The organism is Gemmatimonadales bacterium, from assembly GCA_019637315.1.
Lineage (GTDB): Bacteria > Gemmatimonadota > Gemmatimonadetes > Gemmatimonadales > GWC2-71-9 > SHZU01.
Genome location: JAHBVU010000021.1, coordinates 25,904 through 52,733 on the forward strand (window position 1 = coordinate 25,904; position 26,830 = coordinate 52,733).

At 65.7% G+C, this 26,830-nt stretch carries 27 protein-coding genes and 1 tRNA gene; 20 read left to right on the forward strand and 8 right to left on the reverse strand.

All coding sequences use genetic code 11. From position 1 onward, the window contains the following. Window positions 1–73 precede the first annotated feature (73 nt). The 8 genes from KF785_15355 to KF785_15390 all read left to right on the forward strand — a co-directional run bounded on the left by KF785_15355 (window position 74) and on the right by KF785_15390 (window position 7,845). Window positions 74–144, forward strand: a tRNA-Gln gene (locus KF785_15355). Window positions 145–268: 124 nt separating this feature from the next. Further along, complete coding sequence (locus tag KF785_15360) at window positions 269–1,228, forward strand: ribose-phosphate pyrophosphokinase (protein ID MBX3148140.1); 960 nt, start codon at window positions 269–271, stop codon at window positions 1,226–1,228. Between the two features lie 21 nt (window positions 1,229–1,249). Then, entirely contained in the window at window positions 1,250–1,903 is a 654-nt protein-coding gene (locus KF785_15365; GenBank protein MBX3148141.1) for a 50S ribosomal protein L25, read from the forward strand. Between the two features lie 3 nt (window positions 1,904–1,906). Continuing rightward, a complete protein-coding gene (gene pth / locus KF785_15370; protein MBX3148142.1) occupies window positions 1,907–2,494 on the forward strand; it encodes an aminoacyl-tRNA hydrolase in 588 nt (195 codons plus the stop codon). A gap of 69 nt (window positions 2,495–2,563) precedes the next feature. Further along, a complete protein-coding gene (locus KF785_15375; GenBank protein MBX3148143.1) occupies window positions 2,564–4,618 on the forward strand; it encodes a sodium-translocating pyrophosphatase in 2,055 nt (684 codons plus the stop codon). Between the two features lie 21 nt (window positions 4,619–4,639). Beyond that, window positions 4,640–5,737, forward strand: a complete 1,098-nt coding sequence (gene ychF / locus KF785_15380; GenBank protein MBX3148144.1) for a redox-regulated ATPase YchF — start codon at window positions 4,640–4,642, stop codon at window positions 5,735–5,737. A gap of 64 nt (window positions 5,738–5,801) precedes the next feature. Then, window positions 5,802–6,611 (forward strand): agmatinase, encoded by an 810-nt coding sequence (gene speB / locus KF785_15385; protein ID MBX3148145.1) that lies wholly within the window; start codon window positions 5,802–5,804, stop codon window positions 6,609–6,611. Window positions 6,612–6,798: 187 nt separating this feature from the next. After that, a complete protein-coding gene (locus tag KF785_15390; GenBank protein MBX3148146.1) occupies window positions 6,799–7,845 on the forward strand; it encodes a Fic family protein in 1,047 nt (348 codons plus the stop codon). Between the two features lie 5 nt (window positions 7,846–7,850). Here the strand turns inward: KF785_15390 and KF785_15395 are convergent, their stop codons facing one another. The 7 genes from KF785_15395 to KF785_15425 form a co-directional block, all read right to left on the reverse strand. Further along, entirely contained in the window at window positions 7,851–9,308 is a 1,458-nt protein-coding gene (locus KF785_15395) for an amidohydrolase family protein (GenBank protein ID MBX3148147.1), read from the reverse strand. Between the two features lie 66 nt (window positions 9,309–9,374). Then, entirely contained in the window at window positions 9,375–10,667 is a 1,293-nt protein-coding gene (locus KF785_15400) for an aminotransferase class III-fold pyridoxal phosphate-dependent enzyme (protein ID MBX3148148.1), read from the reverse strand. After that, the gene (locus KF785_15405) at window positions 10,660–12,012 is read right to left on the reverse strand and encodes an APC family permease (GenBank protein MBX3148149.1); all 1,353 of its coding nucleotides are present in this window, start codon (window positions 12,010–12,012) and stop codon (window positions 10,660–10,662) included. Before KF785_15405 ends, KF785_15400 begins: the two co-directional genes overlap by 8 nt. Beyond that, complete coding sequence (locus KF785_15410) at window positions 12,002–12,712, reverse strand: N-formylglutamate amidohydrolase (protein ID MBX3148150.1); 711 nt, start codon at window positions 12,710–12,712, stop codon at window positions 12,002–12,004. The genes KF785_15405 and KF785_15410 overlap by 11 nt, the downstream gene beginning before the upstream one ends. Before the next feature lie 78 nt (window positions 12,713–12,790). Further along, window positions 12,791–14,146 carry a glutamine synthetase gene (locus tag KF785_15415; protein MBX3148151.1) on the reverse strand — a complete coding sequence of 452 codons (1,356 nt, stop codon included), beginning with the start codon at window positions 14,144–14,146 and terminating at the stop codon, window positions 12,791–12,793. Window positions 14,147–14,173: 27 nt separating this feature from the next. Beyond that, window positions 14,174–14,839: a cysteine hydrolase gene (locus tag KF785_15420; GenBank protein ID MBX3148152.1), complete on the reverse strand. Its 666-nt coding sequence runs from the start codon at window positions 14,837–14,839 to the stop codon at window positions 14,174–14,176. 3 nt (window positions 14,840–14,842) lie between these two features. Next, on the reverse strand, window positions 14,843–15,724 hold the full coding sequence (locus KF785_15425) for a MurR/RpiR family transcriptional regulator (GenBank protein ID MBX3148153.1): 882 nt from the start codon (window positions 15,722–15,724) through the stop codon (window positions 14,843–14,845). Window positions 15,725–15,892: 168 nt separating this feature from the next. On the opposite strand from KF785_15425, the gene KF785_15430 reads away from it, so the two are divergent. The 12 genes from KF785_15430 (at window position 15,893) to KF785_15485 (ending at window position 26,015) form a co-directional block, all read left to right on the forward strand. Then, window positions 15,893–17,935: a S9 family peptidase gene (locus KF785_15430; protein ID MBX3148154.1), complete on the forward strand. Its 2,043-nt coding sequence runs from the start codon at window positions 15,893–15,895 to the stop codon at window positions 17,933–17,935. Continuing rightward, on the forward strand, window positions 17,932–19,110 hold the full coding sequence (locus KF785_15435) for a 6-bladed beta-propeller (protein ID MBX3148155.1): 1,179 nt from the start codon (window positions 17,932–17,934) through the stop codon (window positions 19,108–19,110). The genes KF785_15430 and KF785_15435 overlap by 4 nt, the downstream gene beginning before the upstream one ends. 58 nt (window positions 19,111–19,168) lie before the next feature. Beyond that, complete coding sequence (locus KF785_15440; GenBank protein MBX3148156.1) at window positions 19,169–19,486, forward strand: antibiotic biosynthesis monooxygenase; 318 nt, start codon at window positions 19,169–19,171, stop codon at window positions 19,484–19,486. Further along, window positions 19,483–19,956 (forward strand): hypothetical protein, encoded by a 474-nt coding sequence (locus tag KF785_15445; GenBank protein MBX3148157.1) that lies wholly within the window; start codon window positions 19,483–19,485, stop codon window positions 19,954–19,956. The genes KF785_15440 and KF785_15445 overlap by 4 nt, the downstream gene beginning before the upstream one ends. Before the next feature lie 15 nt (window positions 19,957–19,971). Beyond that, the gene (locus tag KF785_15450) at window positions 19,972–20,595 is read left to right on the forward strand and encodes a hypothetical protein (GenBank protein ID MBX3148158.1); all 624 of its coding nucleotides are present in this window, start codon (window positions 19,972–19,974) and stop codon (window positions 20,593–20,595) included. A gap of 78 nt (window positions 20,596–20,673) precedes the next feature. Further along, on the forward strand, window positions 20,674–20,991 hold the full coding sequence (locus KF785_15455) for a multidrug efflux SMR transporter (GenBank protein ID MBX3148159.1): 318 nt from the start codon (window positions 20,674–20,676) through the stop codon (window positions 20,989–20,991). Between the two features lie 10 nt (window positions 20,992–21,001). Further along, on the forward strand, window positions 21,002–21,415 hold the full coding sequence (locus KF785_15460) for a hypothetical protein (GenBank protein ID MBX3148160.1): 414 nt from the start codon (window positions 21,002–21,004) through the stop codon (window positions 21,413–21,415). Window positions 21,416–21,469: 54 nt separating this feature from the next. After that, window positions 21,470–21,940 (forward strand): META domain-containing protein, encoded by a 471-nt coding sequence (locus KF785_15465; GenBank protein ID MBX3148161.1) that lies wholly within the window; start codon window positions 21,470–21,472, stop codon window positions 21,938–21,940. Window positions 21,941–21,974: 34 nt separating this feature from the next. Beyond that, window positions 21,975–22,706, forward strand: a complete 732-nt coding sequence (locus tag KF785_15470; GenBank protein ID MBX3148162.1) for a hypothetical protein — start codon at window positions 21,975–21,977, stop codon at window positions 22,704–22,706. Then, a complete protein-coding gene (locus tag KF785_15475) occupies window positions 22,690–23,436 on the forward strand; it encodes a phosphatase PAP2 family protein (GenBank protein ID MBX3148163.1) in 747 nt (248 codons plus the stop codon). The genes KF785_15470 and KF785_15475 overlap by 17 nt, the downstream gene beginning before the upstream one ends. A 108-nt stretch (window positions 23,437–23,544) precedes the next feature. Then, on the forward strand, window positions 23,545–24,669 hold the full coding sequence (locus KF785_15480) for an epimerase (protein MBX3148164.1): 1,125 nt from the start codon (window positions 23,545–23,547) through the stop codon (window positions 24,667–24,669). After that, complete coding sequence (locus KF785_15485) at window positions 24,645–26,015, forward strand: MFS transporter (GenBank protein MBX3148165.1); 1,371 nt, start codon at window positions 24,645–24,647, stop codon at window positions 26,013–26,015. Before KF785_15480 ends, KF785_15485 begins: the two co-directional genes overlap by 25 nt. Here the strand turns inward: KF785_15485 and KF785_15490 are convergent. After that, a complete protein-coding gene (locus KF785_15490) occupies window positions 25,960–26,826 on the reverse strand; it encodes a class I SAM-dependent methyltransferase (GenBank protein ID MBX3148166.1) in 867 nt (288 codons plus the stop codon). The two genes, KF785_15485 and KF785_15490, sit on opposite strands and share 56 nt — an antisense overlap. Window positions 26,827–26,830: the final 4 nt, after the last annotated feature.

Genomic DNA, 26,830 nt, shown 5'->3' on the forward strand with positions numbered 1-26,830 from the left:
GCGGCCGGGACTGCAGCGCCGACCTCGCCAGGCAACAGAGCGCCGAGTCGTAACTAGCTGTAAATAAACGCTTTGGCCCTTCGTCCAATGGCAGGACATCAGACTTTGACTCTGAGAATGGTGGTTCGAATCCACCAGGGCCAACTCCGAATCCCCAGGGTCACTCGGGCCAGCTCCGCGCTGAACCGCTTTCGACCAGGATCCCCTGACCTGCGTCCTGGCCGGCTTGCTTGCCGCCAAACCCAATTCAGAGCTATATTTAGGGGCTATGGCCCTTCCGAATCAGTCCCAGGTTTTGAGCCCGATGCTGCTGCTCTCGGGCACAGCCAATCGGCCCCTCTCGGAAGAAGTCGCGAAGGAGCTCGACCAGGCGCTCTGTAAGGCGACGATCCGCCGGTTCGCTGACGGTGAGATCTTCGTCAAGATCGACGAGAACGTGCGGGGCCGGGATGTCTATATCATCCAGCCCACCAACCCGCCGGGCGACAACCTGCTCGAACTCCTCCTCCTGATGGACGCAGCGCGCCGAGCCAGCGCCGCGCGGATCACGGCGGTGATTCCATACTTCGGCTACGCCCGCCAGGACCGCAAGGATCAGCCGCGGGTCGCGATCAGCGCCAAGCTGATGGCCAACATGGTGTCGACGGCCGGCGCCGATCGGGTGCTCTCGATCGATTTCCACCAGCACCAGATGCAGGGGTTTTTCGACCTGCCGGTCGACCATCTCTATGCGGCGCCGGTCTTCGTCAATCATTACCGGCAGAAGACCCTCCGGGACCTGGTGGTGGTGGCCTCGGATGCGGGTGGCGCCAAGATGGCGCGCAGTTTTGCCAAGAAGCTCAACGCCAGCTTTGCCATCATCGACAAGCGGCGAACTGCGGCCAACGTGGCCGAGGTCGTCAATGTCGTCGGCGATGTGGCGGGCAAGGACTGCCTGCTCCCCGATGACATGATTGACACTGGTGGTACCATGACGGAGGCCGTCATGGCGCTCAAGCGTCTGGGCGCGGAGGATATCTACGTCTGCGCCACCCACGCCTTGCTGAGCGGGCCTGCGGTCGAGCGGCTCTCCCAGGCGCCGGTGACAGAGATTGCGGTTACCAATTCGATTGCGCTGCCCGATTCGAAGCGCTTCGAGAAGCTCAAAGTTCTGTCGATCGCTGGCCTTCTCGCAAAGGCGATCGGGTACACCCACAGCGATCAGTCGGTAAGTTCGCTGTTCGATTGATTCGGTAGAGGAAACGGTATCATGTCAAAGACGGCAGTTCTCAGCGCATCGGTTCGGAACCAGAACGGCAAAGGCGCCGCCCGGGCGCTCCGGCGCGACGGCAAGGTTCCCGCGGTTGTCTATGGTCGGGGCCGGGCCCCGGAGTCCCTGACGCTCGACGCCGTGGCGCTCGAGCGCCTGCTGGCCAAGACCCGGGCCACCACGCTGCTCGACGTCTCAGTCGACGATCGTCAGCCGGTCAAAGCGCTGATCCGCGAAGTACAGCGGAATCCGCTTCGCCCGATCGACATCCTCCATGTCGACCTCTACGAGGTTCATGCCGACGAGGAAATCGCGGTGGACGTGCCGATCAAGTTCGTCGGAACGGCCGACGGAGTGAAGAACGCCGGTGGCGTCTTCGAGGCTGTGCTGCACCAGTTGCAGATTCGCGTGCTCCCCGGCGACATCCCGGACCATATCGAAGTCGATGTGAGCCCGCTCGGCCTGGGTCAGTCGATTCACGTCAGCGACCTCACGCTTGCCAAGGGCGAGTTTCTGACCGACGGTGGTGTGACCCTCTGCACCGTGGTGGCTCCGAAGACCGAGGCCACGACCGAGGGAGCGGAGGGCGGCGCCGAGCCGGAACTGATCCGGAAGCCGAAGCCCGCCGAGGACGAGGCCAACGCAAAGGGCTGACCCCTGCGTACCATCGTCGGGCTGGGCAATCCCGGCGCGGAGTACGAAGGCACCCGGCACAACGCCGGGTTCATTCTGGTAGATCATCTCGCGGCGCGCTGGGGGTTTCCCTCCTTCCGCCGCGACGGCCCGGCCCGCAGCACCCGGGGCACAGTCGATGGGGTCGCGGTACAGTTGCTCAAGCCGCAGACCTACATGAACCGGAGTGGCGCGGCGCTGGCCGAACTCAAAGGTTCCCCCGAGTTCGATCATGCCCGCGACCTCCTGATCGTGGTCGACGAAACTGCGCTGCCGATCGGTCGGTTCCGGTTGCGCGCCAAGGGGTCCGCTGGCGGGCACAACGGGCTCAAGAGCATCGAAGGGGCCCTGCGAAGCCAGGAGTACGCCCGACTCCGCATTGGGGTTGGTCCTGTTCCGCCTGGTTATGACGACCTCGCGGACTACGTTCTCGATGGATTCACCCGCGACGAAGCGGACGTCCTGCGGAGCCTGCTCGACCCGATGGCTGACGCCGTAGAGTGCTGGATAGCCGATGGCATCGAACTGGCAATGACCAGGCACAACCGGAGCACCGGTAGCGCTGAGCCCTGAACAGTACGTCACTAACCCTGTACCGAGCGCCGGCCGGCCGCGGCCGACGCCCGCAACGAGAGTCTCTGCATGCTTTCCTTGGTCCAATACGCCCCATATATCGGCGCGGCCGGTCTTCTCATGGCGCTGTTCGTCTACTGGCGCATCACGCAGGCTCCCCCCGGTGAAGCCCGGACGGTAGCGATCGGCTCGTTGATCGAACGCGGCGCCATGGCGTTCCTCCGCCGTCAGTACATCGTCCTCCTGCCGGTCATCATCCTGGTTGCCGCGGCGCTCAGCGCCACCGTCGGCTGGAAGATCGCTGCGGCTTTCGTCTTCGGCGGCATCTCTTCGGTCGTCGCGGGCTACCTCGGCATGAAGGCCGCCACCAAGACCAACGTGCGGACAGCCGAGGCCGCCCGGGTTTCCGGACGCCAGCAGGCGCTGATCATCGCCTTCGGCGGCGGCTCCGTAATGGGGCTCGCGGTCGCGGCGCTCGGCCTCCTCGGGCTGGGTCTGATTGCCAATGTGATGATCAACTTCAACGATCAAGCGTCGTTGAGTCCCTATCAGCTCTGGCTCTTCAGTGAAGTGACCGCCGGATTTGCCATGGGCGCCTCGTCGATTGCCCTCTTTGCGAGGGTCGGCGGCGGCATTTACACCAAGGCCGCCGACGTCGGCGCCGACCTCGTCGGTAAAGTCGAGGCCGGGATTCCCGAGGACGATCCGCGGAATCCCGCCACCATCGCCGACAACGTCGGCGACAACGTCGGCGACGTGGCCGGTATGGGGGCGGACATTTTCGAGAGCTATGTCGATGCCGTGGTCGCCGCGATTGCGCTGGCTGCCGTCGGCCCGGCCATCGTACAGGCGTCGCGCGTCAACGCGCTGGCGCTGCCTCTGCTGCTCGCCGTCGCCGGCTTTGGGGCGTCGGTGCTCGGGATGGCCGCGATCCGGGCGCTGTCGAAGGGCAGCCCGGCTGTGGCACTCCGGCTGGTGTCCTTCATCGCGGCCGGCGCATTCCTCGCCGTGGCGTACTTCCTCTGCCAGGCGCTTCCGATCGAGTCGACCGGACCGATGAATCCGTTCACCGCCGTGGTCACGGGCACGCTCGCCGGCGTTCTAATCGGGCTGATCACCGAATACTACACTGCAGGCAAGCCGGTCCGGGATATTGCCGAGGCATCGCTTTCGGGCCCCGGCACCAACATCATCGCCGGCCTCGCGGTTGGTAAGCAGTCGGTCGCCATCCCGATTCTGATCATCTGCGTCACCACCTGGATTGCCTATCAGTCGACCGGGTTCTACGGCATCGCGCTGGCCGCCGTCAGCATGCTGGGCACGGTCGGCGTGACGATGACGGTCGATGCCTACGGCCCGATTGCGGACAACGCCGGCGGCATCGCCGAGATGAGTCACATGGGGCCCGAGGTTCGCGCCGTAACGGACGAACTCGACGCGCTGGGCAACACCACAGCAGCCATCGGAAAAGGCTTTGCCATCGGTTCGGCGGTACTCACCGCGCTGGCGCTCTTCACGGCGTACACCGCCGCGGTCGCCCCGAATGCCGAGCCGATCACCCTCAACCTGGTCGATCCCAAAGTCATCATTGGCGTCTTCCTCGGCGCGACGCTGGCGTATCTCGTGGCCTCACTGACCATGACGGCCGTCGGACGCGCGGCCCAGAAAGTCGTGCACGAGGTCCGGCGCCAGTTCCGCGAGATTCCCGGTATCCTCGCTGGCACGGCGGAAGCCGACAGCACTCAGTGCGTCGATATCGCCACCAAGGCAGCACTCCGCGAGATGCTGTTGCCCGGGCTCCTGGCCGTCTTCACGCCGTTCCTGGTGGGGGTCGTCTTCGGGGTCGAATCGCTGGGCGGCCTGCTCGCTGGCGTGACCGTGTGCGGCGCCCTGCTCGCCCTGATGATGGCCAACGCCGGTGGCGCCTGGGACAATGCCAAGAAGTACATCGAGAAAGGCAATCATGGCGGCAAGCGCTCCGAGCCGCACAAGGCTGCCGTGGTCGGCGACACCGTCGGCGATCCGTACAAAGACACGTCCGGCCCCGCGATCAGCATTCTGATCAAGGTGACCTGCGTGGTCGCGCTGGTGCTGGCCCCGTGGCTGGCCAAGCTGCACTCATAAGCTCGATCCGCAGGTAGCGCCATGCTCCGACTCGGTATCGTGGGACTTCCCAATGTCGGGAAGTCCACGCTCTTCAACGCTCTGACCTCTGCCAAGGCCCTGGTCGCGAACTACCCGTTCGCGACCATCGAGCCCAACACCGGGGTCGTCGAAGTCCCGGACGCTCGGCTCCAGGCCATTGCCGCCTTCGTCAATCCGCAGCGCATCCTGCCGGCCACGGTCGAGTTCCTCGATATTGCCGGCCTCGTCAAAGGCGCCAGCCAGGGCGAAGGACTGGGCAACCAGTTCCTGGCCAACATCCGCGAAGTCGATGCGGTGGTGCAGGTGGTGCGCTGTTTCGAAGACGATGACATCCAGCACGTGATGGGTTCGGTCGACCCGGCCCGTGACCGCGACATCATCAACATCGAACTCGGTCTGGCCGACCTGGCGGCGGTTGAGAAGCGTCTCGACAAGACGGTGCGTCTCGCCAAATCCGGTGATCCGCAGGCCAAGCTCGAGGCGCGCCTGCTGGAGCAGCTCAAGGCCGTCCTCTCGGAAGGCAAGCCTGCCCGGGCAGTCGTCCCCACGGCCGAAGAGTTGCCGACCTATCGGCAGTTCAACTTACTGACGTCCAAGCCGGTGCTCTACGCAGCCAATGTCAGCGAAACCGAACTCGACAGCGGCAATGCCCACACCCGGGCTTTGGCCGACGCCATCGAGGCGTCAGGAGAAGACGCCGGCCTGATACTCTTCTCGGCCAAGGTCGAGGCGGAGTTGGCCGAGTTGCCGGTGGAGGACCGAAAGGACTTCCTCGATGCACTGGGCCTCACCGAATCCGGTCTCGATCGGCTTGCCCGGGCCGCCTACAGCCTGCTCGGCCTGCGGAGCTACTTCACCGCCGGCGAGAAGGAAGTTCGCGCCTGGACGATTCGGGTCGGTGACAAGGCTCCGCAGGCAGCGGCGGTCATCCACACGGATTTCGAAAAGGGCTTCATCCGCGCGGAAACGGTTGCCTACGACGACTTCGTCCGGGTCAGCGGCTGGAAGGCCGCGCGCGAACAGGGCCTGGTGCGCTCCGAAGGCAAAGAGTACGTCGTGCAGGACGGCGACGTGATTCTGTTCCGCTTCAACGTCTGAACGGCCGGCACGAGCGCTGGGGCACGAGCTCCAGCGCCGCACGGACTGCTGGAAGGGTGACACCATGCGCCCCTGCCTGATCGGCCTTCCTTACGACGCGAGTTCCTCCTTCCTGCGCGGCCCCGCCGAGGCGCCGCCCCTGATCCGCGCCGCACTCAACAGCCCCGCCGGCAACAGCTGGACCGAGACGAATCACGACCTGAGCGCGCCGACCGGTCTCACCGACGCCGGTGACCTCGTCCTGCCGCCCGACGAACGGGCCCGCGCCCTGATCGAAGCGGGAGTCCGCTCCGTCCTGGAGGCGGGCAACCGACCGATTGCTCTGGGCGGCGACCATGCCGTGACCTACCCTGCGGTACGCGCAGTAGCCGCGCACCATCCGGGCCTGACCATCGTGCATATCGACGCCCACACTGACCTCTACGAGGATTTCGAGGGCGACCGGTATTCGCACGCCTGCCCGTTCGCCCGGATCATGGAAGCCGGCCTGGCGAGCCGGTTGATTCAGATCGGGATCCGAACCCAGACGGGGCACCTGCGGCAGCAGGCCGAGCGATTCGGGGTGGAAGTCATCACGATGGACCGGTGGGTCGAGGGGGTCCGGCCCCGGCCGGAGGGTGCGGTGTACTGGTCGATCGACCTCGATGGTATCGACCCCGGTGCAGCGCCCGGCGTCTCACATCGGGAGCCGGGTGGACTCTCGGTTCGCGAGGTCATCACCCTGATTCACGAGCTCGGGGGCACGATGGTAGGGGCCGACGTCGTCGAGTACAACCCGCGCGAGGACCTTGGAGGTATGACGGCAGTCGTCGCCGCCAAGCTCGTCAAGGAGCTGGCCGGGCGGATCATGTCCGAGGCCTCACCCCAGTCTTAGCCCGCCGGATCCGGCGGAGCCCGGCCCGGCAGGACGTGTGAACAGGACCACCCCCCCACCGTCAACCGTCACGTCCATCCTTCAAGATTCACCCGCTCAGGATTGATATCCATTCATATTGTCGTGTAGAATGGTTTGAATTGGTTGTAAATGGTTACAAATAGGTTGAACTGCCGTATCATTGGGTATGATCGCACCGCAATCGGTCCAGGTTGGCCCTGAAATCATCCGGCTCGTCGCCGAGATCGAGGAGTTCAAGGGCGCATGGAATGTGATGGGACGGCTGACTCCCGAGCGGCTCTCTGCGCTCAAGCGCATCGCAACGATCGAGAGCATCGCTTCGTCGACCCGGCTCGAGGGTGCCACGCTGACTGACCGAGAGGTCGAAGCCCTTCTCTCCAACCGCCAAGCGACCTCTTTTGCCTCCCGCGATCAGCGGGAGGTGGCCGGGTATGCGGCCGTACTGGAGCTCGTGTTCTCCTCTTGGAGCGCCATGCCGCTGACCGAGAACCACATCAGGCAGCTGCATCGCGACCTGCTCCGGCACAGCGACCAGGATGCCCGGTATCGGGGGCGGTACAGGACCGTGCCGAACGGTATCGCGGCTTTCGACACGGAGGGCCAGCGGCTGGACGTCCCGTTCGAGACCGCCCCGCCGTTCGAGATCCCTCGGCGCATGACGGAGCTAACGGCGTGGCTGACCGATGCCCAGGGAGGCGGACAGCTGCATCCGCCCCTGCGCATCGGACTCTGGCTGGGCATGTTTCTGGCCATCCATCCCTTTCAGGATGGCAACGGCAGGGTCAGCCGCGTTCTGGCGGCGTTGCTCCTGCTCCAGGCGGGGTACAGCTATGTGCCGTACAGCTCATTGGAACGCGTAGTCGAGCATCACAAAGACGCCTACAATCTGGTGGTGCGGCGCACTCAGCGCGCCGCATGGAGCGACACCCCGGACTGGCAGCCGTGGCTCCACTTCTTTCTTAAGGCGCTCGCGGAGCAAACTCGGCGGCTCGGTCAAAGGCTCGAGCAGGAACAACGGCTCGACTCGCTACCGACGATGTCGCTGCAGATCGTGGATGTGCTCGAGGCGCGACGTCGCGCTACGATGGGCGAGATCATCACCCTCACCGGAGGAAAGCGCGATACGATCAAATCGCACTTGCGAACACTGGTCGAACAGGCGCGCCTCCTCCGTCATGGCCGCGGACGGGGCGTCTGGTACCAGCTGCCATAGCCTTATCAGCTCCTGCGCCACCGAGGACGCGTGATCACCCGACCGCTGCCTGGTACAGCACCGACGCGCCCAGCCTCGGCCACCACCTCTCCACGGCGGATCGTCATGACCGGCCTGCCGGTAACCTCCCAGCCTTCGTATACCGAGTAGTCCGCACGGGAGTGGTCGTCGGCTGCGCGGACGGTCCAGCGCGCCTCGGGATCCCAGATAGCCAGGTCCGCATCGGAGCCCTCGCGAATGACGCCCTTCTGCGGATACAGCCCGAATATCCGGGCGGGATTGGTCGAGGTCGTCGCGACGAATCGTTCGAGCGACAAGCCCCGTTTGCGAACGCCCTCCGAGTAGTAAATCGGCAGCATGGCCTGGAGGTCGCTCATGCCCGGTCGCAGGTTGCTGATCGAGAGCGCCGGATCGAGCTTCTGTGCCCGCGTCCACGGGGCGTGATCGGTCGCCAGGACGTCGATCGTGCCGTCGGCAAGTCCGGCCCACAGCGCGTCAGAATCCTCCCGGGCCCGGAGCGGCGGCTGCCCGACGAAGAGTGGGCCATCCGGTCCCGCCAGCTTGTCTGCGGTGTAGTGGAGATAGAGCGGACGCGTCTCGACATAGAACGGCAGTCCTCGGCGGCGGGCTGCATGGCAGACGGCAAGTGCCCGGGCCGAGGAGAGGTGCACCACGTAAATCGGCGCTCCGGTACTTTCGCAGAGCGCCACCGCCAGCTCCGTTGCGGCCACCTCCGCGATTTCCGGACGGCTCTCGGCGTAATGCGCCAACGAGGTCCTTCCTGCAGCGGTCAGCCTCCGCACCGCGGCGGCCAGCAACGCCGGATCTTCGCAATGCGCCATGCAGACGACGCCCGCCGCGCTGGCTGCTTCCAGCATGCCGATCACGTCGCTCAGCTGCGCATGGAAATCCGGCATCGGCATGAAGAGTTTCGAGCTGGGATGCCCCGCCGCTGCCATCCCGTCGAGCCCCGACCTGAACTCGGCGGTCGGCGGCCAGGCAATGCCGTGGAGGAAGAGGTCTGCGATAGTCTGCGTCACGGCCTGCGCTTGCATCCGACCAATCGCGTCCAGCACGGTTTCGCCCGAGCGCGCAAAGGCAAAGGTGCCCACACTGGTAATGCCGCCGGCGAGGGCGGCGCGGGAGCCGCTTTCCAGGTCGTCGGCAAACGACCCGTCGATATGCGTATGCGGATCGACCCCACCCGGCATGACGAGCTTGCCCCGGGCGTCGACGACGCGCGTGGCACCCGTCGAGCGGAGCCCCGGACCAACCTCCGCGATCTTCTCACCTCGGATCCGAACGTCGACCTGGCGTACCCCATCGGCGTTGACGACTCGCCCGCCCTGGATCAGCAGGTCCGGGGTCTGCGCAAACAGCGGACGATACCCCCCGGCTGCGTAGCCCAGGGAGCTCGCGGCCGCGAGTTGAATCACCTGCCGACGACTTGGTGTGACCGTCATGAGCACTCTTCGCGGAGAAGGAGAGGCGGATACTTATCCCGCCCAGCGGGCCACGATAACCGGGGCTTACCAGCCGCTCCATGCCGCCGCAGCGGCCGCGTCGACCCGACCGGCAGCCACATCGGCAATCGCCTGTTCGAGGAGCGACACGCCGCGCTCCGCTTCGCCCTCGGACAGCACCAGCGGTGGGGTCAGCTCGAGCACCTTGCTCTCTGCCCCGACATAGTAGAACAAGAGGCCAAGCTCCCAGGCACGATAGCAGATCAGCCGGGCATGATCGGCAGAAGAGTGCCTCTCTGAGGCACCGAGCTCGACGCCCAGGATCATACCACGCCCCCGCACCTCACGAACGAGCGGACACCGCGCCGCCATCTCGTCGAGGCGCTGGCGCAGAACCCCGCCGACGCGCTCGACATGCCGGGCAACTTCGTCGGACCGGATGGCCGTTACGACGGCCAGCGCGGCGGATGCTGCGACCGGATTGCCCAGCGTGGTCAGCATCGCCCCGGAGGGCATCGTATCCATCAAGTCGGCCGGCCCGATCACGGCCGAGATCGGGAGCCCACCGCCGAGCCCCTTGCCCAGCACGAGCAGGTCCGGAACGATGCCATCCCATTGGTGCGCATACTTCTTACCGGTGCGCCCCATCCCGACCTTGACCTCGTCGGCAACCAGCAGCGTGCCGTGCTTACTGCACCGCTCGGCAACTCCAGCCAGAAATCCTTCCGGCGGAACGATCAGGCCGCCATCCGACAGAATCGGCTCGACAAAGAGGGCCGCGAACGTCCCGGCAGCCAGCACCTGATCCAGACTATCGAGCACCGCAGCGGCGGCGGCGGCATCGCGGGGGTAGTCGAGTTGGGTCAGACTGGCATGGCTGCCCGCCCCGGCAAGCGCAGCGTGTCCGGAGATGTCCATCCCTCCGCCGAAGCCGCCGTGATAGGATCCTTTGAAGCTGATGACACCCTTTCTCGATGCACGGGTTGCCAACCGCAGCGCCATGTCACACGCGTCAGTGCCCGAGTGTCCGAACCAGACGCGACGATCAACCCCGTCGGCAATGCTGTCGAGCAGCGCCTCGGCGAGCAGCACGGCTGGCGGACTGACGAGCGAGAGCGAGCCTACCCCTGCCGTGGTGCGGACACTGTGACTGACGGCATCGACCACGGCATGATGGGCATATCCCAAGGACGCCGCGCCCCAGCCGGCCGAGAAGTCGAGGATCCGACGACCGCTTGGTTCGATCAGATAGGGACCTTCGCCGCGCAGCGCAACCATGGGATGAAAACGCAGCTTACCGGGTTCGCCGATGGCGGCCCGGTCGCGGGACAGCCAGATGTCGCGGCTCTGATCAGACATCGAGCCTGGTCCTGATGCCGCGGGCCGAATTCACTGCAAGGACCACCCCGCCAACGGCAACCCATCCCAGGCCCAGCAGCTTGGCCTGCGAATCGAGGCCCCACCAGACATAGCCGATCACGATCGCGCCAAGGAGGGGACAGATCAGATGGACCAGGTAGTTCCGGCTGCGGTGACGGATCATATAGTGGGCCACCACGCTCGCGTGAAGACAGAGAAACCCGGTCAGCGCACCGAAGTTGACAATGTACGTTATCCCGCTCGGGTCGCGCTGATAGATCAGGCCGACGACGAGTGAAATGACCGCCACCGCCAGCAGGGCAACATACGGCGTCCGGAACCTGGGATGCACCTGCGCCAGCGGCGCTGGCAGGAGGCGATCGCGTGCCATGCTGAAGAGAATCCGCGAAACGGCGCTCTGGGAAGCCTGTGCTGCAGTGATGCCCCAGGAGAACGCCGTCATGCCAGCACAGAGGGTATAGAGCCACTTGCCGCCCGCAATGGCCGCAACGTTGTAGAAGCCATTGTCCGGATCGGCCGCGAGCGCCTGCCAGTCGGGCTGCAGATTTCCCGCAACGAAGGTCAGGAGCATGAAGAATCCGGCCACCAGAAACAGCACCGTGAGGGTGGCTCGGCCGGCACTGCGCCCCCCGCCGCGTGCTTCCTCGGCAAGCGTCGAGATTGCGTCGAACCCGAGAAAGCTGAGCACGGCAATACTTGCAGCGGTCATCAGGGCCCGAAAGTCGAGATTGGTGGCGTCGAAGACTGGTTTGATGGTCCACCCTTCCCCGGCGCTTCCGGTGCTGACAGCGAGGATGCCGAAACCGAGGAAGACGGCCAGCGTCACGATCTGAAGCGCCAGGACGACCCGGTTGAACCGTGCGCTCACCACGACTCCACGGTAGTTGATACCCGTGTTGGCCAGCGCAAAGAGAACCAGCCAGCCCCAGAGCGGCACGGCTGGAATCATGCCAGCCAGGGCAATCGAGGCAAAAACGTAGCAGAGGCTCGGAATCAGCAGATAGTCGATCAGGATCATCCAGCCCGCGAGGAAGCCGAACCGACTGCCGAATGCTCGCGAGGCGTAACCATAGACGGAACCTGCCGTCGGCACCGCCTTGGCCATTTCGCTGTAGGCCAGTGCGGTAAAGAAAATTCCGACAGCGCAGATCAAATAGGTGAGCACCGGCAAGCCATGCGACTCGGTTGCCACGTATCCGTAGATACCCATCGGAGCAATCGGCATGATGAACACCAGGCCGTAGACCACCAGGTCCCAGGTCGAGAGTCCCCGGTGCAGCTCCTCCTGATATCCCAGGTCCTGCAGCGTGCTATCATCCGCCATCGACGGTGGCCTCCGTGGCGTAATGGATCGTTGCCTCGAGCACGGCGGCGAGACGGTCAGCCCACGCCCCGACGTCGGCTGCGCTATCGAGCAGGTCGTTCCGGACTTCGAACAGCACTGCGGGCAGCCTTCGGCCATCGCCATGCACGGGCACCGTGTAGTCGCCATCGGGGTGGATCGAATAGGGTTGGTTGGCGCCAATGATGAGTCCCGGCGCCCCCAGCGCGGCGACGAGCGCACGACCGTAGCGGGAAGCCGCGCCGAACAGCACGCCAGCATGCCAGGGGCGCCGGACGCCTCGAAACACCGGGGTAAAGGTGTGGACGCCGACGACGACCGTGGGCCGTCCGCTCGCCTGCCGATGGTCGAGATGAGTCGCGACGGCGTCGTGATAGGGCGTGAAGTAGCGCTCCGCCCGAAGCTGCCGCTCCCGCCGATCGATGCCGGCATTGCCCGGAATGATGGTGCTCTCGCTGCTGGTTGGAATGCTGTCCAGCGCGGCAAGCGGTCGGTTCGGATCGATCAGAAGCCGTGAGTAGCCGTGCAGAAAGAGCGGCGCATCGAGCCGGGCAGCGAGGTCCCGCGCCAAGGCGGCCGCGCCAATGTCCCAGGCGATATGCCGAGACAGCTCGGGCTCCGCGAGGCCGAGGTTGCCGTAACGGATCGGGATGAAGCGCGAGGCGTGCTCGCAGAGCAGCACTACAGGCGAGCGTCCCTGCTCGTTGACCCTCTCGACGACCGGTGGGTCCGGCCGATCACTCCCTCCGCGCGACACCGCTCAATACACCGATGCGTACTTGGCGGCGAGGTCTGCCGACGAAAGCCGCTCGACGATCTCGCGCTCCTTGGCCCGCATGGCGCGATACCCGGCCAGCATCTCCTCGCTGAACCACCCCGACACCACAGGATCAGTTTCCAGCGCTGCCAGCGCCTCGAGCTGCGACCCGGGCAAGCGCCGCACTCCCAGCGCCTGACGCTCGCCGTCGCTCAGGAAGCCGGGGTCGACGTCGACCAGCGGCGGGGCCGGCAGGTTGGCCCGCAACCCTTCGATACCTGCCCGAATGATGGCACCGAGCGCGAGGTGGGGACACGCCGACCCATCGAGGGCCCGGTACTCGTAGTGCAGCTGGCGAGCGGGGTCGCCGCCGGCGAGGGTGGTCGTGGGACAGATCCGGAGCGTCGCCTCCCGATTGCGATCGCCAAAGCAGGTCCAGGCGGCACTCCAGTGGTGCGGCACCAGCCGCGCATACGAGATCACGCTCGGCGCGGTCAAAGCACACAACGCCGGGAGATGCCGGACGATCCCCGCCGCGAAGCGACCGGACACTTCCGAGACTCGCCCCGGGCGCGCGGCATCGAAGCCGACCGGCTGACCGGCAAGATCGGTCAGACTGAGGTGCACATGGACGCCGTTCCCGACGCCCTCGGCTGCGGTCCGCGGAGCAAAGCTCGCCCGGCTTCCCAGCAGACGAGCGACCTCCCGGGTAACCTCCCGAACTACCACGGCGCGATCTGCCGCCGCCAGCGCGCCCGCAGGACGACAGGTCACCTCGAACTGACGCCGGCCGTACTCGGGAAAGAACATTTCCGGTTCTGCCCCCGCGTCATCGAGCGCGCGAACGAGCAGCGGGCCCAGCGGATCGGCAATCCGCTGACCCTGGAGCGAGAATGCGGGCGCCACCGGGCCCTCGCCCAGCAACTGGAACTCATGTTCGAAGGCCGCGACGATCCCGAAACCAAGCGCCTCCAAGTCGCGAATCGCCCCGCGGAGGAAGCTGCGCGGGCAGCAACCCCACGGCACCCCGTCCGTGTCGACGATGTCGCACTGATAGACGTGCAACGGCGTGGCGCCAGGAAGATCCGTCACCGAGAAGCCGGCCTGCGGATCGGGCAGCAGTCGCAGGTCGCCACTCGAGCCCCAGGGATTGTCGGCACCGATCGGATCGAATGCAGTGATGGCAGCATTGGCGGGCACCCAACCGCAGCCCTTGGCAAGCCAGCGGTCGAGGTCGGCGTATGGCACCGCCCTGCCGCGCGTGATGCCTGCCCAGTCGGTCGTCACGAAGCTGACGAGTTCCGAGCCCCAGCCCGGATCGATATCCCGCGCGTTACCCATCCGTACCCCGTCTCCCATGGTTAGGGCTCAGGCCGAGTCGCGGCCTCACTGAACAAGCCCTGCGAGGCGGCCGACGACCGTGGCGGTATCGGCAGTCCAGCAGTAGCCGCTGAGCGCGCGCAGTGCCGATTCATGGCGCTCCACCGATGCCGCTGCGCAGGCGTCGTGCACCAGGGTGACGAGATAGCCGCGATCGGCGGCATCCCGGACGGCCATGTCGACGCACTGATCCGTGACCATTCCGGCGACGATCAGGAATCGTGTCTCGAGATTGGTGAGCACGTAGTCGATCGCGGTCGAGTTGAAGACCCCGGACGAGGTCTTGGGCAGCACGATCTCGTTGGTGATCGGCTCGAGTTCCGGAATCACCCGCCCCAGCGGGGAACCCTTGGGCACATGAATCGGCGAGAGCTTGTGATCGAGCGAGCGGTCCCGCCCGTCCTCGGTCAGGCTTTCGATGACCGTGTGAACCACCTGGGCCCCGCCCGCCCGCGCGGCCGCCAGCAACCGACGTTGATTCGGGATGACGCGCTCTCGGAGTTCGCGATAGAGATAGTCGTCGGGTGAGGCGTCGGGATAGTCGGGATCGAGACCAGGTTCCACCCAGATCCGCTGCATGTCGACGAGGAGCAGCGTGACATGGTGCGGGGCATACGGCATATCGCGAGCAATGATGCTGCCAGCCCGAACAATCTCGACGCGACGGCCCATTGATCAATCCGCTTTCTCAACGAGTACGTGGTTGGTCATCTCGGCACGAAGCGCCTCGAGCCGGCTCAACCGGCCGCGCGCCTTGTCACCCAGACGGGCCGTGACCGCCGCAACGAACGCCTCGACCTGGGCCAAGGCCGGCACCAGTGAGTCGAACGGCGAGATCGTTTCGACCGGCGCTGCAATGACCGCATCAGCCAGCCGCGCAAGCGGCGACCCCGAGCCATCGGTAAAGAGCAGCAATTGCGCGCCAGAGCCAACCGCCTGCTCGGCAAAGGCAATCACATCCGGCTGATAGCGTCGATAGTCGAACACCACAATCACATCGCGGGCGGTCATGTCGATCAGGCTGTCGATCAGCACGGCGCCGCTGCCGTCGAGCCAGGCACAGTCACGCCGCAGCAACCGCAGGTGCTCCCAGAGATATCCCGCCAGGAAGCGACTGAACCGGCCGCCCAGACAGTGAATCCGCTGGCGCCGATCGGCGGCCAGTTCGACCGCCCGGTCCCATTCCGGCTCCGCAATCAGGTCGCGGGCGCCCGCCAGACCATGCGCCGCCGAGGCGAGAAACGCCCCATAGAGGTCGTCCTGGGCCAGGGCCTTCCGCCGCGAGGCAAGCAGTGTCAGCGGCGAGCTCATTCGCTCGCTCACCTCGGCCAGCACCGCCTGCTGAAACTCTCCGAACTGCCGGAAACCAAGCTTCTGGACCAGCCGCAGCACGGTGGGGTCGCTCACGCCGGCCCGCTCGGCCAGGGAGGCTACCGTCCCGAGCCCCGAAGCCGGGTAGTCGGCCAACAGGGTCCGAACCACCTTCCGCTCGGACCGGGTGTAGACGTGGGCCGGTTGGCGGAGCAGTTGGCGAATGGTCTGGCGAGCTCGGGCCATCGGGAACTGCCTCGATCGATGTTGCAGTATCAACAATATCGTACCTGGCAACAAAAATGTAGGCCAATCAACAGTCGTTCTTTCCGTTGCCGGGCGGCCCTTTGTCAGGTAAGCTTGAAACTTGTCCCCAAGATCATAGGCATCGCCCGCTCCCCCGAGGAGGACCGTATGCTCCCCATTCCGACGCTCAGGCTTGGCCTCGTGCTCGGGCTGACCGTTGCCGGCACCGGTCTGCTCACGGCCCAGGCACCGCGCACCGACCGTCTGCAGCTCGCCGACTATCTCGACTTCGAGCAGGTCCAGTCGCCTCAGCTTTCGCCCGACGGCCGCCAGGTCATCTACGGGCGCCGCTGGGTGGACAAGCTGAACGACCGCTGGGAGTCGTCGATCTTCCTGATGAACAGTGATGGATCCCGACCCCGGGCGCTGGTGACGGGCGGCTCGCCGCGCTGGTCGCCGGATGGTTCCCGGATTGCCTATGTGGCGCGGGGCGAACCGAGCGGCAGCCAGATCTGGGTGCGCTGGATGGACGCGGAGGGAGCAACGACGCAGATCACCCGCCTGCTCGAGGCCCCAACGGACCTGGCGTGGTCGCCGGATGGCAAATGGATTGCCTTCCGGATGCTGGTGCCCGAGACCGAAGGATGGAAGATCGAAGGTCAGGTCAGCGCACTCCGACCACGGGGCGCCACCTGGACCCAGGCCCCGCGGGTGGTCGAGCAGCTCTCCTATCGCCGCGATGGTCAGGGCTTCATCCGGTCCGGCACCCAGCAGCTCTTCGTCGTCCCGGCCGATGGCGGCACACCGCGTCAGGTGAGCAGCGGCGCCTGGAGCGTCGGTGCTCCGGCCTGGCTGCCCGACGGCCGCACCATCACCTTCTCCTCCGGTCCTCGAACCGAGGACGCCGAGTATGCCTGGCGCGAGTCGGACGTGTTCTCGATCGATGTCGAGACCGGCGCCATCAAGCAGCTGACGACGCGCAAGGGCCCGGACAACAATCCGGTTCCCTCCCCTGACGGCAAGCAGATCGCCTATACCGGCTACGACTGGTCGACCGACACCTGGGTCGACTCGAAGCTCTACGTGATGAACGCCGACGGCAGCGGTTCGCGCGTGCTGGCCGACATCGATCGCAGTCCCGCCAACCTGACCTGGGCCCATGACGGCAGTGGCGTCTACTTCACTGCCCAGAGCGAGGGCAGTCAGAATCTCTGGTTCGCGCCGTTGCGGGGCTCGGCACGCCAGGTCACCAAGGGCGTCCAGATGCTCGCAATCTCGGACATCGCCCGCGACGGCACCGTGCTGGGCACCCTGAGTTCGTTCCACGAACCGGGCGATGTCGTGCGATTCAACCTGCGCGCACCCGACGCGATCACGAAGCTGACGGACGTCAACGCCGATATCCTGGCCGGCAAGCGCCTCGGCCAGGTCGAAGAGATCTGGTACACCTCGGTCGACGACTTCCGGGTGCAGGGCTGGATCATCAAGCCGCCCGACTTCGATCCGTCACGCAAGTATCCGATGATGCTGGTCATCCATGGTGGCCCGCATTCGATGTACAGCGTGGCTTTCAACTTCGGCTGGCAGGAGCATGCGGCCAACGGCTACGTCGTGCTCTACACCAACCCGCGGGGCAGTACCGGCTATGGCAGCGCCTTCGGCAATGCGATCAAGAATGCCTACCCGGGCAAGGACTACGACGATCTGATGCGCGGTGTCGACGTCACCATTGCCAAAGGCTACATCGACGAGCAGAACATGTTCGTCTACGGCTGCAGCGGCGGCGGAGTCCTGACCTCCTGGATCGTCGGCAAGACCGATCGTTTCGCCGCTGCCTCGGCCAACTGTCCGGTCACGAACTGGCTCAGCTTCGTCGGCACCACCGACGGCGCCACCTGGTACCGGAACTTCGAAAAGTTCCCCTGGGAGGATCCGAGCGAGCATCTCCGCCGGTCGCCGCTGATGTACGTTGGCAACGTCAAGACGCCCACCATGCTGATGACTGGTGTCAATGACCTGAGGACCCCGATGCCGCAGACGGAGGAGTACTACCAGGCGCTCCGGATGCTCAAGGTGCCGACCGCGATGATTCGCTTCAACGACGAATGGCACGGCACCAGCTCCAAGCCGTCGAACTTCCTGCGGACACAGCTCTACCTCCGCGAGTGGTTCAAGAAGTACGCTCGAGGAGAGCAGCGGACCACGCAGTGACTCCTCCCGCTGCCGACCTGGCGCCTGTCCGTCTCCGCGGCTGGCGCCGGATCGGCAGGGACATTGGGCTGCTGGGCATCCTGACCGGCCTGCCGGGCTGCGCGCCTGATACGCCGGCCGATACGGCAGCTGCAGCAGAGGCACTCGAGCCCCTGCTGATCATCCAGTCGCCCGATACGGGCAACGTCTTCTTTTCCCGAACCGGCAGCGCTATCGTCACCCCGGATTCCCAGGTCATCGTCGATGCGGGAGATGCCGGGCAGCTCCTCGTTTTCGACCAGAGCGGACGATTGCTGCACACAATCGGCAGACGTGGTCAAGGCCCGGGCGAGTTCCGGTCAGTGGCGTCGTTCGGCATCCGAGCCGACTCGCTCTGGGTTTTCGATTACGTCGCTCGGCGCGTCACAACGTTCTCGCTCGCCACCGGGCGCGTCGCAAGCTCGCTCGCAACGTCCCCGTCCCTTCCCGGCTGGAGCGGTCCGATCCGAATCGCGGCCCTGCTCGAAGGCGGGGGCATGCTGGTTCAGGGGCACTCGCGGCTTGGCGATGCTTCGGGGCCAAGCGTCATTCCATTCGGCGTCGTGAGCTCATCCGGTCGATACACACCCATTGGTACGCTAGACCTGGCTGGGACGAGCTTTCAACTCGTCCAGCCCAACGGCACGAGCATCGTCGGGATCCAGCCGTTCACGCCGCGACCCTCGCTGGTGCCCGCGCCACGAGGCGATCGCTTCGCCTTCGTGGAACCCGGCGATACGGGGGTCAGCATCACCATGTTCGGCAGCGACGGGCGGGTCCGGTACCAGACGCACCTGGCGATACGCGGAGAAGAGCTCACCCGCTCGGTCGCAGATTCGATCCTGACCCGGATGGCACCGCACGTCGCGTCCGCCGAGGGAGGGGCCATCCACAGACCGCGACGACTCCCTGCCGTATCGTGGGCACTCGCCGACAATGACGGCAGTCTGTGGCTCGCGCTCGATCCGCCGGGACTCGAGCGCACGGCCTTGCGATGGCTCATCGTCGACCCGGACGGTCGACAGGCGGGCACGGTACTCGTACCAAGCGAGCACCGCGTCGTCCGCCCCGACGGGTCGAGCTACTGGGCGTGGGTGCTCGACTCGCTCGACGTGCCTGCCCTTGGCCGCTACTCGTGGACGGCAGCAGTGCGGTAGCGGATAGCGGCCGACCCCGGGACCGGTTACAATCAGCCGTCCCCAAAGGAGTTGTCGCATGCCGGCACCCGGCGTCATCGTCGTCATCGAGTATCACGCGCGCGCTGATCGGGTCGATGCGGCCCGAGCGGCCCTGCAGGACCTGATCGAGATCGTGGTTCGCGAAGAGCCCAACTGTTTCGGGATCCGGCTGCATCAGCACGTCGAGGACCCCGCCCGCATCCTGCTTTGGGAAGCATGGACCGATCAGGCCGCGTTTACGGGACCGCATCTGGAGACACCGCATCTCACGGCATTCCGGGAGCGCGCTCCGGAGCTCTTCACCGGCCCGCCGGCGCTGTCGTTCTGGACCCAGCATTCGGACGTAACGCGATGATCGACGGGTCGGGTCGCCTGGCCATTGCCGGTGTGGCCCTGCTGTTCGGATTGGGATGCAAGCACACGCCGACTCACGCCATCGAGTTTGCCGGCGAGGCGAGCGGGGTGCGGATCTGCCGGGATTCGTTTGCGCAGGGCGCATTCGAGTGCCGATACACCCGCACCCACCATCGTCTCTGGATGATGTACGACCCTAACTCCGGCATCGAGACCTTCCTTCGGTATGAGGACCTGCCTGGCGCAACGGCAGCGTCGGCCTATGACTCGGCACGCAGCCGGATCGAGGCCGATCTGGGACCGGGCACGCCTTGCGCCAATCAGCACTTGTCCTGGTTGATCGGTACCGATGTACTGCACCTGATTCTCCGCGCGCCCGACTCTGCCCCAGCGGACAGTTCCGCGCGGATTTGGACCATCGCCACCTTTGGCGGCCGAAGCACCGGCGGCGCCTGCCAGCCGGCCGGTTGAGGCCGAACCGGACGGATGTCGACCCATCAAGAGCGATGGCGGCGAGACTGGGCAGACGCCAAGCTCGAGCCGCCGGACGCTGTCGCGCCGCTTCTGAACCGGTATCGGGAACCCCACCGCGCCTACCACACCGTCCAGCACCTGGATGAGTGTTTTGCCTGGCTCGACCGGGTTCGGCATGACGCGGTCGAGCCCCATCTGGTATCGCTGGCGCTCTGGTATCACGATGCCATTTACGATCCGCATCGCTCCGACAACGAAGCGGCGAGTGCGGACCTTGCGGTCGCGTCGCTCCGTCATGCCGGTGCGGACGCGACTGTCCTGGCGCGGGTCACCGAGCTAATCCTGGCCACCCGCCACAGCGCGCTGCCCTCACCCGGCGACCCGACCCTGCTGGTCGACATCGACCTCGCGATACTCGGCGCGCCTCCCGCTCGCTTCGCGGAGTACGAAGCCCAGATTCGAGCGGAGTACCGTTGGGTTCCCGGGCTCGTCTTCCGGCGTCGCCGCGCCATGATCCTCCGCGGATTTCTCGATCGACCCGCCTTGTATCACACTGCTCTGCTGCATCAGGAGCTCGAGGCCCGGGCCCGCAGCAACCTCGCAGCCGCGCTGTCGGAGCTCGGCGGGCAACGCTAGATTATGGCCGGCTCGGACGACCGGGCGAGGTCACCGTGACACCCCGGGGGACGACCCCCGAGCACCAGGGAGCGCGTGATGGCATGGGTCGTTCTGGTCGTGGCCGGCCTCTTTGAAGTAGGCTGGGCCATCGGCCTCAAGTACACCGACGGCTTCAGTCGTCCGGGGCCGAGCCTGCTCACCATACTGTCCATCATCGCGAGCATGGGGCTGCTGGCCGTCAGCCTCAAGACGCTGCCGGTCAGCATTGCCTACCCGATCTGGACCGGCATTGGCACCGTGGGCGCGGCCACGCTGGGCGTGATCTTGTTCAAGGAGCTTCTCTCCGCCACCCAGGTGGTCTTTCTGCTGATGATCGTGATCGGTATCGTGGGCCTCAAGTTCTCAGTCAAGTAAGGGAGGTCCGGTGCGATTCTCGCTGATCATCATTCCGCTCGTCATGGGCACCTTTGCGCTCGTCAACGCTCGGAAGCTAGGCAAGAATCCACAGGTGCGCCGGGACCATGTACAGATGCTGTACGCCATGGGGGCGCTGCTGCTCCTGCTGCCGCTCGCGCTCGAGCTTGGCATCTGGGGACTGGCCGCGATTCTCGGGATTGCCGGTCTGATCTACCTCTGGCTGGCGCAGCAGGCGGCCCACCTGCCTGGCGCGAACCCGCGCGGCGATGTGCTGATGGGGTGTATTCTCTTTGCCGCGGCCGGACTGTGCGCCTGGACCGCGATGACCGGTCGGACGATTCCGCCCTGGGTGATTCTGCTCCTCCTGCTGATCGGCGCGGTCGGCCGTCCGCTGCTCAAACGGCGCAACGTTCCGCAGTAGGTAGCGCTGTCGCCCTGAACCATTGAGCATTACCTGCTGCCCGGGAGGCCCCTGATGAAGCACGCTCGCCCTGCCCTCGTTCTCTGGTTGCTGCCGGCGCTTGCCGGCTGCGGCTCCAAGCCCGCGGCCGACCACGACGCCGCGCCGGCGCAGGCGGCCGCTGCGCATGCGGACCATGGCTCCGGGCATGGCATCGTCGACCGTGACTGGCACCTGACGTCGGTCGGCAGCCTGGTCAACCCTCGCGGCGCGGGCGACCAGCCGGTGACACTGCGATTCGACGGCGCCGCCGGCCGCGCATCCGGCTTCGCGGGCTGCAACCGTTACTCCGGCGGATATGCGCTCGTCGGCGACAGCCTTCGCTTCCTGGCTCCGATCTCGACCAGGATGGCCTGCGATCGCGGTATGGATGTGGAAGACGCCTATCTCAAAATGCTCGAGCAAGTTCAGTCCTACACAGCAACTGACTCGACGCTGACGCTGACCGGCCCGGCGGGTCCGCTGGCGCGGTTCCGGGCGCCTTGAGCGGGGCAGGTGTTCGGGTGCGCCGATAGCACCGATGGCACTGCGCGAAGAGTTGGAGCGAAGCGGAGCCTGGCTGTTCCGGTATCGGAGCTGGATCCCGCCCGTCGTCCTCGTCCTCCTGGTGTTTGCCGGGGCGGGCCGGTCCGAACCGGCTGGGTTGTCGCGGGCCGGTACTGCCGTCGGGCTGTCGGTCGCGGCCCTCGGGCTGCTGTTCCGCGCCTGGGTCATTGGCCATGCGCCGTCGGGAACCTCGGGCAAGAACCGGGCACTGCAGGTCGCTGCCTCGCTCAGCACCACCGGTCCCTACTCGCTGGTGCGCCACCCGCTCTACCTGGGCAACTATCTCCTCTGGCTGGGCCCGGCGCTGGCGCTGGGCGTGTGGTGGGCTCCGGTTCTCATTTCGCTCCTGTTCGCGCTATACTACGAGCGTATCATGTTCGTCGAGGAAGAGTTCCTCCGACGAACCTTCGGGCCCCAGTACCTCGATTGGGCCGCTCAGACACCTGCATTCATACCCCGTCTGTCGTGCTGGCAGCCTGCGGCGCTGCGATTCTCGCTGCGGACGGTGCTTCGGCAAGAGTACTACGCGTGGTTCTCGACGGTGGCACTCTTCGTGCTTCTCGAAGTGGGAATCCGGTTCGTCGACACCGGCCGCCTGGCGCTCTCTCGTCCCTGGATTGGGCTCCTGGTCGTCACTGGCGGTGTCGCAGGCCTGTTGCGCACACTCCAACGGTACACCAAGGTGCTCCATGTCGAAGGCCGCTAGGCTCGCCATTGGTCTCTCCCTGGTCGGATCGCACCTCCCTGGTTCACTGTCCGCACAACAGCAGCAGCTCTTCACCGTTCCCGACCTGCCAACCTTGGAATTCAGTCGAGTCCCGATCATCGACCGCGAGGAGGGGCTCAAGCTCGCGGGCCTGGTGTTGCTGGCGGCCACCTTTGACGGAACGGTGCAGCGCCGGGCCCAGGCGGTACGCGGAGCCGGAAGCAATCAGGTTGCGGAGTGGGGTAACGCGGCCGGTCACCTGCGGTATGCGGGGCCGGTCCTGGCCGCCGGGTGGGTGGTTGGCCAGCTCAGCGGACGATCCCACCTTTCCGACGCAGCGGCGCAGGCAACCGGTGCAGGCCTGATTGCGGGCGGCATCGCGACCGTGCTCAAGCGGGGGTTCGGACGGCTGCGGCCCAATCAGGGCTCGTCGGAGCGTTTCGCGCCGTTCAGCGACCACAGCGCGTTTCCTTCCGGACACACCACCCTCGCCGTCGCCATTGCCACGAGTCTGGCGCATTCGACGGCGGACAAGCGGGCTGACGTGCTGTTGTACGGTACCGCAGCCCTGACCGGGTTTGCCCGGATCAACGACAACAAGCACTGGTTTTCCGACGTTGTGGCGGGTGCCGCTCTTGGATACCTGGTGGGCCGGCAGGTCAATGCCGGCCTCAAGGACACCCGACCCTTGGTTGGGCCTGGGTTCGCCGGCTTGTCGGTCGCCTTCTGAGGGGAGCCTGACCGCCGACGGGCCACCCGGGGTTGACGTAACTCGGCCTGCCGATCCGTAGTTAGATTCATGGCAGTTCCAACCGCAATCTCCTCCTCGAGAGAGCTCATGACGTCACGTCGCACCTTCGTCCGTTCCCTGGCCGCCACCAGCGGTGCGCTGTCCTTCGGCCTGCCGAAGGGACTCTGGGAAAGAGCCGAAGCGTTTCCGCGCCAAGGCAAGCCGCTCAACATCCTGGTACTCGGCGGAACCGGCCAAACAGGACCGTTCCAGATTCACTACGCCGTGGCCCGCGGGCACAAGGTGACGGTGTTCAACCGGGGCCGGCGCCAGACCGAGCTGCCCAGTGGTGTCGAGCACCTGATCGGCGACCGGAACGACAACCTCGAGGCGTTGAAGGGCAGCAAGACCTGGGACGTCATCATCGACAACCCGACGACCTTTCCCCGGTGGGTGCGCAGCGCGGGCGAGGTTCTCAAGGGGCGGACCGATCAGTACGTCTTCATCTCGACCATCTCGGTTTTCGACAAGTGGGATCAGCCGAACATGGACGAGAACGCGCCGCTCGCGACCATGCCCGACCCCACCGTCGAGAGTATGCAGTACTATGGCGCGATGAAGGCGCTCTCCGAACAGGAGTCGGAGAAGTACTACCCCGGCAAGGTCACCGTGATCCGGCCCGGGCTCATCTCCGGACCGCGGGATGAGACCGATCGGTTCAGCTATTGGCCGATCCGAATGGCCCGCGGCGGCGAGGTCTTGACCGCGCCCCTCGATCACGCCGCCCAGATCATCGACGGCCGCGACCTCGCCGAGTGGACGGTGCGGATGTGCGAGGCACGAACCTATGGGATCTACAACGCCACCGGACTTTCCACGACCCACCGTGAGATGCTGAACGGGATCCGTTCGGTGCTCCCGAGCGAGACGCAGCGGACGATCACGCTGACCTCGCCGGACCTCGCATTCCTCAGGGAACACAAGGTCCGACCCTGGGCCGAACTGCCGGTCTGGATGCCCAATGAAGGCGAGACCCTGTACTGGAACAAGTGCATCGTGTCGAAGGCGATCGCAGCCGGTCTGACCTTCCGGCCGTTTGCCACGACGGTGCAGGATACGCTTTCCTGGCACCTGACGCGTCCCGCTGAAAACCAGGCCAAGCTGCGCTCCGGTCTAACGCCGGAGCGTGAAGCGGAAATTCTCAAGGCATGGCACGCCAGGAAGAAATCCTGAGCTCTACCGCCTCGGCCGAGTCGACCGACCCGGTCACTCGCCTGCTGCAACGTGTCGTCGAAGTGCGCCCGGATGAAGTCCGGGCGCTCCTGCTTTCCTGCGGGTACTTTTTCTGCATTCTGTCGGCCTGGTTCATCATGCGGCCGATTCGGGAGCAGACCGGCGTTGCGGGTGGAATCAGTAACCTGCCCTGGCTCTATACCGGCACGCTGATCGCGACCCTGGTGGTTCATCCACCCTTCGCCGCGATGGTTGCGCGGCTGCCGCGGCGAACCTTCGTCACCATCGCCAACCGGTTCTTCCTCGCCAACATCCTGATTTTCTTCGGGTTGTTCCAAACGCTGCCGGAGGCCCAACTGGTCTGGCTGGGCCGCGTCTTCTTCGTCTGGACCAGTGTCTTCAGCTTGTTCGTGACGTCGGTGTTCTGGTCCTTCATGGTCGATGTCTTCCGAACCGATCAGGCCAAGCGGCTCTTCGGGTTTATCGGGTTCGGGGGGACGTTAGGCAGCGTCACCGGCGCCGCCGTGACGGCCACGCTCGCACCCAGGATCGGCCCGGTTTACCTCTTTCTCGTGTCTGCGGTGCTGCTCGAGCTTGCGGTGCAGTGCGTGCGCCGGTTGAGCGCGTCGACGGCGGCCGCGCGGCCAGGGGCACCCGCAGGGGAGGCGCTGATCGGGGGTCAGACCCTTGCGGGCATCAAGCACGTGATTCGGTCGCCGTACCTGCTCAATATCTGCGTGTACATGCTGCTGTTCACCATCGGCTCGACGGTGCTGTACTTCCAGCAGGCGCAGATCGTGGTGCAGGCGTACTCTGACCGCGCGGCGCAGACGGCGTTCTTTGCGCGAATCGACCTTGCCGTCAACATCCTGACTCTGCTGACACAAGCCTTTCTGACCGGCCGACTGATCAAGGCGCTGGGGGTCTCGGTTACCCTGGCGTTGCTGCCGGCCCTCACCGTCATCGGGTTCCTGGCGCTGGGCAGCTTTCCGATCCTGGCCGTGTTCGTGGTGTTTCAGGTCCTGCGGCGCGCAGGCGAGTACGCGGTTGCCCGACCAACTCGCGAAGTGCTCTACACCGTGCTGGACCGCGAGGACAAGTATAAGGCCAAGCACTTCATCGATACGTTCGTCTATCGTGGCGGCGATCAGGTTGGCGCCTGGAGCATGCGCGGCCTGACCGCGCTGGGGGTGGGTTTTGCCGGCGCGTCCTATCTGGCCGCGCCGTTCGCTGTGGTGTGGTTAGGCATTGCCTTGTGGCTGGGACGACGTCATGCGGTGCTGGCACGTGTCAGCGAGGCGGCTCGAGCTCCAGCAGCGCCATCCGGCTCGCCGCGATTCCCGTGAGCCCGTCGGTCCGAGCGGCAAAGTAGGAGTCCTGCTCGGCCGGCCCAACGGTTTCCAACACCCGAAATCCGGTCGCCTCGACCGCCTCCACGAACGCGGCCTCGGTCGGCTGCGCCCGGTGCGCTCCGTACCCCTCTCGGGTCATGGCATCGAGCACTCGATTGCCGCCGGCACCGTCCAGTTGCTCGGCAACGAGATACCCGACCGCCACCCGGGTGCCGGGCACAGCAACCTCCGCCAGACCGTACAGAACATCGACCAGCGGCTGCTCGTCGAGGCAGCGCGAGAATCCCAGCCAGGAAACGAAGGCCGGCCGGTGGAAGCGAAAGGTGGAGCGGCGGAGGGCGTCATGCAGGGACTCGCGCGCGTCGTCCAACGGGATCCATTCGACATTTTCGGGCTCGAGCCCGAGACTGCTGACGCGATCTCGCTTGGCACGCTGCGCCGCCTGCCGATCGACCTCGAAGACCCGGAGCTGGCTTGCCAGGTCGGTTCGTCTGAGCGCAAACGAATCGAGCCCGGCACCGACCAGGACGTACTGCCGTCCCCCGGCATCGACAAACTGCTCGAGCCAGTCTTCTGCGATCCGGGCCTGGTACAGCAAGTGCCCCCGAAGCGGCCGGTACTTTCCGTACAGCCGCTCGAACACAAAGTGCCGGACCGGGCCGTAGCGGCAGATCGCTCGCCACCCCGGACTCGCGAGCCGGAGCGCAAAAGGATCGGCAAAGATGAGGGGTCGCTCGTCCCGGTAATGCGCTGCACGGAACGCTGCCGCCAGCTCGGCGGCCCGATCGGGCAAAGCAGTCAGCATGGCG

Excerpts from the sequence above, each read along its gene's own strand:
- KF785_15425 (MBX3148153.1), bottom strand. The coding sequence starts at position 15,724 with ATGGCCCGAGCTCGCCAGACCATTCGCCAACTGCTCCGCCAACCGGCC.
- ychF (MBX3148144.1), top strand. The coding sequence starts at position 4,640 with ATGCTCCGACTCGGTATCGTGGGACTTCCCAATGTCGGGAAGTCCACG.
- KF785_15375 (MBX3148143.1), top strand. The coding sequence starts at position 2,564 with ATGCTTTCCTTGGTCCAATACGCCCCATATATCGGCGCGGCCGGTCTT.
- KF785_15360 (MBX3148140.1), top strand. The coding sequence starts at position 269 with ATGGCCCTTCCGAATCAGTCCCAGGTTTTGAGCCCGATGCTGCTGCTC.
- KF785_15465 (MBX3148161.1), top strand. The coding sequence starts at position 21,470 with ATGAAGCACGCTCGCCCTGCCCTCGTTCTCTGGTTGCTGCCGGCGCTT.
- KF785_15405 (MBX3148149.1), bottom strand. The coding sequence starts at position 12,012 with ATGGCGGATGATAGCACGCTGCAGGACCTGGGATATCAGGAGGAGCTG.
- KF785_15390 (MBX3148146.1), top strand. The coding sequence starts at position 6,799 with ATGATCGCACCGCAATCGGTCCAGGTTGGCCCTGAAATCATCCGGCTC.
- KF785_15450 (MBX3148158.1), top strand. The coding sequence starts at position 19,972 with ATGTCGACCCATCAAGAGCGATGGCGGCGAGACTGGGCAGACGCCAAG.
- KF785_15490 (MBX3148166.1), bottom strand. The coding sequence starts at position 26,826 with ATGCTGACTGCTTTGCCCGATCGGGCCGCCGAGCTGGCGGCAGCGTTC.
- KF785_15475 (MBX3148163.1), top strand. The coding sequence starts at position 22,690 with ATGTCGAAGGCCGCTAGGCTCGCCATTGGTCTCTCCCTGGTCGGATCG.
- KF785_15480 (MBX3148164.1), top strand. The coding sequence starts at position 23,545 with ATGACGTCACGTCGCACCTTCGTCCGTTCCCTGGCCGCCACCAGCGGT.
- KF785_15440 (MBX3148156.1), top strand. The coding sequence starts at position 19,169 with ATGCCGGCACCCGGCGTCATCGTCGTCATCGAGTATCACGCGCGCGCT.
- KF785_15420 (MBX3148152.1), bottom strand. The coding sequence starts at position 14,839 with ATGGGCCGTCGCGTCGAGATTGTTCGGGCTGGCAGCATCATTGCTCGC.
- KF785_15445 (MBX3148157.1), top strand. The coding sequence starts at position 19,483 with ATGATCGACGGGTCGGGTCGCCTGGCCATTGCCGGTGTGGCCCTGCTG.
- KF785_15485 (MBX3148165.1), top strand. The coding sequence starts at position 24,645 with ATGGCACGCCAGGAAGAAATCCTGAGCTCTACCGCCTCGGCCGAGTCG.
- KF785_15455 (MBX3148159.1), top strand. The coding sequence starts at position 20,674 with ATGGCATGGGTCGTTCTGGTCGTGGCCGGCCTCTTTGAAGTAGGCTGG.
- KF785_15430 (MBX3148154.1), top strand. The coding sequence starts at position 15,893 with ATGCTCCCCATTCCGACGCTCAGGCTTGGCCTCGTGCTCGGGCTGACC.
- speB (MBX3148145.1), top strand. The coding sequence starts at position 5,802 with ATGCGCCCCTGCCTGATCGGCCTTCCTTACGACGCGAGTTCCTCCTTC.
- KF785_15400 (MBX3148148.1), bottom strand. The coding sequence starts at position 10,667 with ATGTCTGATCAGAGCCGCGACATCTGGCTGTCCCGCGACCGGGCCGCC.
- KF785_15365 (MBX3148141.1), top strand. The coding sequence starts at position 1,250 with ATGTCAAAGACGGCAGTTCTCAGCGCATCGGTTCGGAACCAGAACGGC.
- KF785_15470 (MBX3148162.1), top strand. The coding sequence starts at position 21,975 with ATGGCACTGCGCGAAGAGTTGGAGCGAAGCGGAGCCTGGCTGTTCCGG.
- KF785_15395 (MBX3148147.1), bottom strand. The coding sequence starts at position 9,308 with ATGACGGTCACACCAAGTCGTCGGCAGGTGATTCAACTCGCGGCCGCG.
- KF785_15415 (MBX3148151.1), bottom strand. The coding sequence starts at position 14,146 with ATGGGAGACGGGGTACGGATGGGTAACGCGCGGGATATCGATCCGGGC.